This is a genomic window from Streptomyces sp. bgisy159, from assembly GCF_057707805.1.
The window spans coordinates 1-4281 of record NZ_JBYIQX010000097.1; the positions used below are offsets into that span (position 1 = coordinate 1).

The window sequence follows — 4281 nt, forward strand, 5'->3', positions numbered from 1 at the left end:
AAGGGCGTCGGTTTCAAGAGCGTGCTGCACCTGTGCGACGCGCCTGAGGTCTACAGCGTGGCCAGGGAGGGGTCCCGGCTCCTCGACGGGTTCACCTTCCGGTTCGCCCGGCTCGACGACTACGACGCGCTCGCCCGCGAGGTGGCGCCCGAACGCGAGGGTTTCGCCGACTACTTGAAGGAGAACCTGCTCACGCTGAAGGTGCCGGTCTTCTTGGAGGAGCCACCGAAGACCGTCCAAGGCTTCGCGCGCCGGGGCTTTGTCACCGTCATCCGTCTGCCGCTGAAGTCGGCCGACGCGCGCTCGGCCGCCGAGGCGCAGGTGCGGGAACTCATGGACGACAACGCCCCGTTCGAGCTGTTCCTCGACCGGCTGGAACGTGTCCGGCTGGAGTGGCGGGCCGCGGGGGAGACCCGGCGCAGGACGTATGACCGTCAGGTGGAGGTGCTGCACCACGCCCGTGGCCTGAAGGTGCAGCAGGTCACCTTGCGTCGGCGGATGCGTCTGATCGTCGTCTGCGGGAAGGCCGACCCGGACCGCGCACAGGAGGAGCTCGCCGCGTCGATCGAGAAGAGCGGGATGCGACGCGACTGGATGGCCTGGGAGAAGAAGGCCGAGGTACGGGTCGCCGTACCGGTTGGCGATCCCTTGCGGGAGGGGCGGCTCTACGCCTTCCTGCCGATGGGCGAGCAGATCTCGGCACCCGTCCGCGGCTATGTCCACGCACCGTTTTTCGCGGAGATGAACCGTCGTTCGTTCAACGAGGCGGTGCCGTGGAACGGTCTGCTGCTCGACACTGTGGCTGAGGTGAGCGCCCGCGCGGTGCTCGCAGCGGCGGACGGGCGGGCACCGATTCCGCCCGGCGCGATCGTCGACCTCATGTGCTGGCAGCCTAAGGCACTGGCGCGGCTGACGTCTGCCTTCCAACGGCTGGACCATGGCATCGCCCACGTGCCGTTCATCCCGGTGATCGGAACGACACCCGGGGCTCGCACCTCCCTGCACCGTGCCCTTCTGTGGGAAGGGAAGGACGGCTCCACGATCTTCACCCCGCACGCCGTCGCCGCCACGGGGGTCATGGATCTCCTCGATCCGCATCTGCACCCCATTCGGTTGCGGCGGCTGGCGTCCCTGGCCAGGAGCGCGGGCACGCGCCTCGAACCCCCAACAGAGCGCCTCGCGTCGTGGGCGGAAGGGCTCGCCGGGGCCGCCGTACGTGACACCATTGATCCCGGATGGTGGGCGGACTTCTACTACGACCTCTCCCAGGCGTTCCCCGACGGCTCGGCCCTGACCGGCAAGCGGATCGTCATTACTTCCAGGTCGATGACGGCACCGGCCGGCGCGGATGGCGTCTTCTTCGACCGCGACACTCCGCAGGGCGGCTCCCTGCCGACCCTGCCCGACGGCCTGCACTTCGTGCACGAGGGCATCGCCTGGTCCGGCAAGGGCCGCAAGCGCAGAGCCCAGGGCCGCAAGTGGCTCAGGACCGCGAACCTCGTCCACGACTACGGTGTCGACCGGGTGCTCGCGGTGGTCGCAGGTGCACTGAGCGCGGACAGCGAGGACAACGGCGTACGCCTGGCCTGTCTCCGCTACGCCTGCGCGGTCTCCCACGCTCTGGAGACGGAGGGCCGCAGGGCTCCCTTCCTGGGGAATCTCCACGTACTGACCCGGGCCGGCTGGATCGACGCGAGCCGCGCCATGTTCGGGCCGGGCTGGCCAGCAGAGCACTCCTCCGTCGACGACACCCTGACCCGATTCCTGGAGCGCGTCCGGGAACTGTCTCCCGTGCTCACCCAGACGGAAGGACGGCTCCTCGTCCGCCCCGACGACCTGTGCGGCGACGCGATCCCCGTGGAGGCCATGCGGCGCTTCCTCGAACGGCACCACGTCGCTCATGGCCTCCGTCCCCGGTACGAGACCTTCCGCATCAGTGTCAGGGGAGACGCCCTCAACCGACCCTCCCGTTTCTGGGCCCCGGACCGGCCGGATCTGCTGCCGCAGTGGCGGACGAGCGCCGAGCGCTGGCGGAACCGGCGTAGGGTCGGCTACATCAGCGTGGAGTACCACTCACGCTCCCGTGCTGCGGCCATGCTGCCTGGTCAGGACGACTACGCCGCCTTCTCCGAGGAGGACCGCAGACTCTACGCGGAGCTCATCGTGAACGGCCTCGCCTTCGCCTGGGCCGACTCCGCACTGGAGATGCAATTCGTACGCCACAGCGATCCCACCGGGACGCCCTGGCCCACTCCGCTGTCCGCCTTCCTCACCCACGCTCCGTGGATCCCGCAGACGGCCGCCCCGAGCGCCACCTCGGAGGGGACCGTGTTCGCCACCGCCGGCACGGCCTGGTGGTGGCACGGCACGCAGCCCCCGCCCCAGTTCCTCGGCGTGGTATCGGCTTCCTTGCGCAGCAGGCGGTCCGCCAAGCTCGTGGCACGGCTCGGCCTGCTCGGCATCCGCTCCTGGGACGATCCCGGCACCGCGCTCGACCGGCTCCGCCACCTGCCGGACCTGGTGCAGGCCAACGCCCACCTCAGGGAAGGAAGACTCGCGCACGAGATCGGACGGGAGTACGAAAAGGCGTGGGCGCAGCTGCTGCCGGGGGAGGGCGGGACGCGCACCGCCGACGGCGGGCAGCCCGCGGCGCCGCGCCGGCTGCTGGTGACCCGCGCTGGCGCCCTCGCCTCGCTGGACCCGGCGGAGACGGACGAGACGGCCTTCGTCCCGGATCCTGACGGGGCCCAGAACCGAGCCCTTCTGGACCGGGTCCCCGTGCCCGTGATCCCGGTACGGGACAGGACACTGGGCGGCCGGGTCCACGCCTTCCTCCAACGGAGGACAACGTTCGACGTCCAGCGGTGCGGCGAGGCCGCGCACGACATCCAGGCCGACGGATTGCCCGTCCGTGACGCACCGCACGTGCCGTTGATGGAGTACGCGGGATCCTGGCTGCTCACCCTGGTCGCGGCCCTGGTGGAGTTCGACGAGGAACGAGCGTCCCGTCCGGAGCCCGTGGCCGCGGCCGACGTGGCCGGCCTACTGCATCGCTGCGACGTGACCGTGGCCGGCGAGGCCGTCCTCTGGATCGCCGGCCACCGCCTCACCGAGCACGGAGCGGACCGAGCCCTGCTGCACCCGCACCCAGACCGGCCCCGTGTGGTCGTCGTGCACAGCGGGCCGCGTACCGGCTGGCGAGTGCTCCGCACCGCCGCCCCCGCCGTGGCTGCCCTCATCGGCGCACCCTACCTCGCAGACCCGCTGTGGAAGGCGCTGACCAAACTGGAGGAACGCGGCCTGAAGACCGACCACGTCCCCGAGGAGGATCTCACGGACGTCCTGGACCTGCGGCCGCACCAACTGCACGCCGTCCTCGCCGAGCGGGCGTCACAGCGTTCCGGTAGCGCGCGGCTTGTCCCCCTCCTCGCCTGCCTTGATCTTGACCTCGCGGAGCAACTGCGGCAACACGCCGAGGACTTCTCCGACCGCGCTGCCCTCCTCACCTGGCTCACCGACCGGATCGGCGCACCGAACGCGGAACAGCTCATGCGGTTGCTGGAGGACGACGACCGGGAACGGCAACTGAGCGCCATATCCGTGCCCCTTGCCGACGCCAACCGCGCGTGGCGCGCCCTGGGCCTCCCGGAGATCGAGAACAGGGACCGGCATGAACGGCATTTCGCGGCATGGCTTCAGCGGAACCGTCCCGCGCTCGCCGAGCGGATCAGGGACGCCTACAGGGACGTCCATCGGTCCGGACGGTCCCTGGCCCGGTACGTGAAGTTGCGCGACCTCTCCCTACTCGCGCCGGACGCGGCCTGGCACACGACGCTGTGGCATCTCTCCGACGAACTCCTTCAAGCCCACGCGGCCGCCTGGCTGATGAAACAGCTCCCCGCGCCCTCGTCGACGTCACGCCCGCTGAGGCCGCTGGCCGAGGTACGCGAGGCATCCAGCACAGCGGTGCACAAGCAGGTACCACGGCTGCGGCAACTAATCGAGGAATGGGAGCGCCTCTATCCCGCAAGTCGCCCCACGGTGCTGCCCCCCGCCCAGGACGTCCTGCGGGAACTGGACGACGACGGCCTGCTGGACTTCGAAGTCCTGTCCGTGAAGGCATTGATCGCCTGGCTTAGGGCCCGCGGCCACTGGCCCCAAGACATGCCTCTATCGGACCGGCGCGCAGACCTCGGACTGGCCGCGACACGTCCCCTGGAGCCCGCGGGGAGCACCGGCGGAGCCACGGGCGGGGGGGGGGGGGGGGGGGGGGGGGAGGGG

1 protein-coding gene is annotated in these 4281 nt (G+C 70.5%); it reads left to right on the top strand.

Translation table 11 applies throughout. The annotated features are described in order from the left end of the window. The coding region (locus tag AC3ET3_RS35875) for a hypothetical protein (RefSeq protein WP_435613707.1) at positions 1 to 4281 on the top strand (4281 nt) is incomplete at both ends.